General features: G+C 30.7%; 2 protein-coding genes and 1 other annotated feature. Of the genes, one reads left to right on the top strand and one right to left on the bottom strand.

Translation table 11 applies throughout. From position 1 onward, the window contains the following. Positions 1 to 2: 2 nt before the first annotated feature. Positions 3 to 2,453, bottom strand: a complete 2,451-nt coding sequence (gene leuS / locus Q0V15_RS12550; protein ID WP_297439483.1) for a leucine--tRNA ligase — start codon at positions 2,451 to 2,453, stop codon at positions 3 to 5. 65 nt (positions 2,454 to 2,518) lie between these two features. Next, positions 2,519 to 2,719: a binding site (T-box leader), on the bottom strand. Between the two features lie 259 nt (positions 2,720 to 2,978). Here leuS and Q0V15_RS12545 point away from each other — a divergent pair. Continuing rightward, the coding region (locus Q0V15_RS12545) for a glycosyltransferase family 2 protein (protein WP_297439482.1) at positions 2,979 to 3,361 on the top strand (383 nt) is incomplete at its 3' end.

Below are 3,361 nucleotides of genomic sequence, written 5' to 3'. Positions count from 1 at the left end.
ATTTATTTAACAACTATATTTACAAGTCTACCTTTGATAACAATAACTTTAACGATATTTTTACCTTCAGTTGCTTCAAGTATTTTTTCATCAGCAAGAGCAGCTGTTTTAATATCTTCTTCAGCAAGTCCTGAAGTTATCATTATTTTATTTTTAATTTTACCATTAACTTGAATAGCAATTTCAACTTCATCTTTTATAAGACAAGCAGTATCAAATGCTGGCCACTCAGTGTTAAAGATAGAATCTGTATTACCAAGAAGACTCCATTGTTCTTCAGTAAAGTGAGGAGCAAATGGTGCAAGTAATTTAATATAATCACTTATAGCATCTTTAAGGAATGTAAGATTCATTTCTTTTTCTTGAGTATATTTAGATAAAGCATTAACAAATTCCATCATTCTAGCAATAGCTGTGTTAAATTGAAGTTTATCTGCATCAAATCCAACAGCTTTTATTGTGTTATGTCTCCAGAAGTTAAGTTCTTTTTCAGCTTTATCCATAGTAGTTTTATTATTTTCACCTTTTTCAATAGCTTCTCTTGCTATATCAAGATTTCTTTCAATTTTTTCTACAAATCTATGGATTGATTTGATTCCATCATCACTCCAAGCTCCACCTTCGACATATGAGAATCCAAACATTAGGTACATTCTAAATACATCAGCACCATATTCAGTTATATATGTGTCAGGAGAGATTGTATTTCCTTTTGATTTACTCATTTTAAGTCCATCAGGTCCAAGTATTAATCCTTGGTGAGTAAGTGATTTAAATGGTTCATCAAAACTTAAGTGTCCCATATCTCTTAATGCTTTTGTTATAAATCTAGCATAAAGAAGGTGCATACAAGCATGCTCAGGTCCACCAACATATTTATCTACTGGTAATATTTTATTGATTAACTCTTTATTAAATGGAGCTTCAGTATTTTTGTTATCAGGATATCTTAAGTAGTACCATGATGAACATACGAAAGTATCAAGTGTGTCTGTTTCTCTTTTTGCAGGTTTTCCACAGCAAGGACAAGTTGTATTAACAAACTCTTCGCATTTAGCAAGTGGAGATTTTCCATCTGGTGCAAAAGCAACATCATAAGGAAGTTTAATAGGTAAATCTTTTTCAGGTACTGGTACAGTTCCACAGTCATCACAGTAGATTATTGGAATTGGTGCACCCCAATATCTTTGTCTTGAAACAAGCCAATCTCTTAATCTAAAGTTAACTTTCTCTTCACCAAGATTTTGCTTTTCAAGCTTTTGAACTATTGTTTCTTTAGCTTCTGCTGTTGTAAGTCCATCAAACTCTCCAGAATTAACTAAAACTCCATGCTCACAGAATGGAAGTTCAGTTTCTTTACCACTTTTAGCAGCGATAACTCTATTTATTGGAAGATTAAATTTCTCTGCAAATGTGAAATCTCTTTCATCATGAGCTGGTACAGCCATAACAGCTCCAGTTCCATAAGTTGCAAGAACATAATCAGCTATCCAAATAGGAACTGCCTCACCACTAATTGGGTGGATTGCATATGAACCAGAGAATACTCCAGTTTTTTCTCTTGAAATAGACTGTCTTTCAATATCTGATTGTTTTTTAGCTTCTTCTCTATAGTTTTCAACAGCTTCTTTTTGAGTAGCTATAGTAAGTGAATCAACTAAAGGATTTTCAGGAGCTAAAACAACATAGCTAACACCACAAAGTGTATCAACTCTAGTTGTGAATACATCAAAATCTAAATCAGAATCCTTAACTTTAAATTTAACTTGTGAACCTGTTGATCTACCAATCCAGTGTTTTTGCATTGCAACAGTTTTTTCAGGCCAATCAAGTCCATCAAGTTTATCTAAAAGTTCATCTGCATAGTCAGTTATTTTGAAGAACCATTGTGTAAGATTCTTTTTAGTAACTTCAGATTCACATCTTTCACAAGCGCCATCATGAACTTGCTCGTTTGCAAGAACTGTTTGACAAGAAGGGCACCAGTTTACAGGAGCCTTTTTTCTATAAGCTAAATCATTCTTAAGAAGTTCTAAGAATAACCACTGTGTCCATTTATAATAATCTTCAGAACAAGTAACAAGAGTATTATCCCAGTTAAACATTGCTCCCATAGCTTTTAATTGCTCTTTCATTGTTTTAATGTTATTAAATGTTGAATCTTTTGGGTGGATTCCAGTTTTTATAGCAAAGTTTTCAGCAGGAAGTCCAAATGCATCAAATCCCATTGGTTGGAATACATTGTATCCTTGCATTCTTTTAAGTCTAGCCCATGAATCAACTGGTCCATAGTTAAACCAGTGCCCTGCATGAAGTTGACTTCCTGAAGGATAAGAGAACATTTCTAAAACATAAAGTTTTTCCTTATCGCTGTTTGGGTCAAAGTTATAGAGTTTTGTTTCTTCCCATTTATCTTGCCATTTTTTATCAATGTTAGTACTATAGTTTCCCATTAAAAAACCTCCAAAATATAATAAATTTATTAAAAAAATATAAAAAAAGCCCCTTGTCTCTAAAATTAAGAGACGAAGGGGATCGCGGTACCACTCTTATTAGAAGATATAAATATCTTCTCACTCGAAACCTATAAGGGGGCAAGCCCTATGTGCTTTACACATAAACTCATAGGTAAGTTCATATTTTCATAACACTGTGTTACAGCAAACCACAGCTCTCTATAGTTAAGAAAAATATTACTACTCCTAATCAAAGTATTTTATATATTAATTGTTAATATATGAAATTATATATTAAAATGATATATTAAGTCAAGAAATAAAACGTTTTTTTTTTGATAGATTCATAATTTGTTGTCAAAGGTTAATTTAATAGGGATTAGCAAGAAAATAAGGATAATCTAGTTAATGGACGAATTACATACTATTGGTAAAGAGAAAAAAGTAAAATAAAATGTTAAAATGATTCAGGAAATAAATTGTAATAATAAGTAGTAATATTTTGCTGTAGGAGGTTATAAGGTGGTAGAAATAGGGATAGTTCTATTGATAGCAATATTAACCTTGTGGTATATAAAAATAGGATATAAAAATCATATAGAATCTATGAATATTCGTAAAAGTAAAATTGTGTATAAGGATTTATCAATTTTAGTATATTGTCATAATGATGGTGTGTTTTTAAAGAAAATTCTAAAAAATTTAAAAGAATTTAAATATCCAAATTTAGATATTATTTTTATTAATGATGGGTCAACAGATCATACGATGTCAAAATTGAATTATTTATTAAATCTTGAAGCTATAGAGTATGAAAATAAAGAAGATTTTTGTACATCGAGTGTAAAAAGTATATATAAATCAAGTATATATTCTAATTTTTATGTTATTGATAAAGAGCGTGG

Source organism: uncultured Clostridium sp. (assembly GCF_947036855.1).
Classification (GTDB): domain Bacteria; phylum Bacillota; class Clostridia; order Clostridiales; family Clostridiaceae; genus Sarcina.
Note: the sequence above shows the minus strand (reverse complement) of the source record. Positions and strands in the feature narration are given on the sequence as shown.

Excerpts from the sequence above, each read along its gene's own strand:
- leuS (WP_297439483.1), bottom strand. The coding sequence starts at position 2,453 with ATGGGAAACTATAGTACTAACATTGATAAAAAATGGCAAGATAAATGG.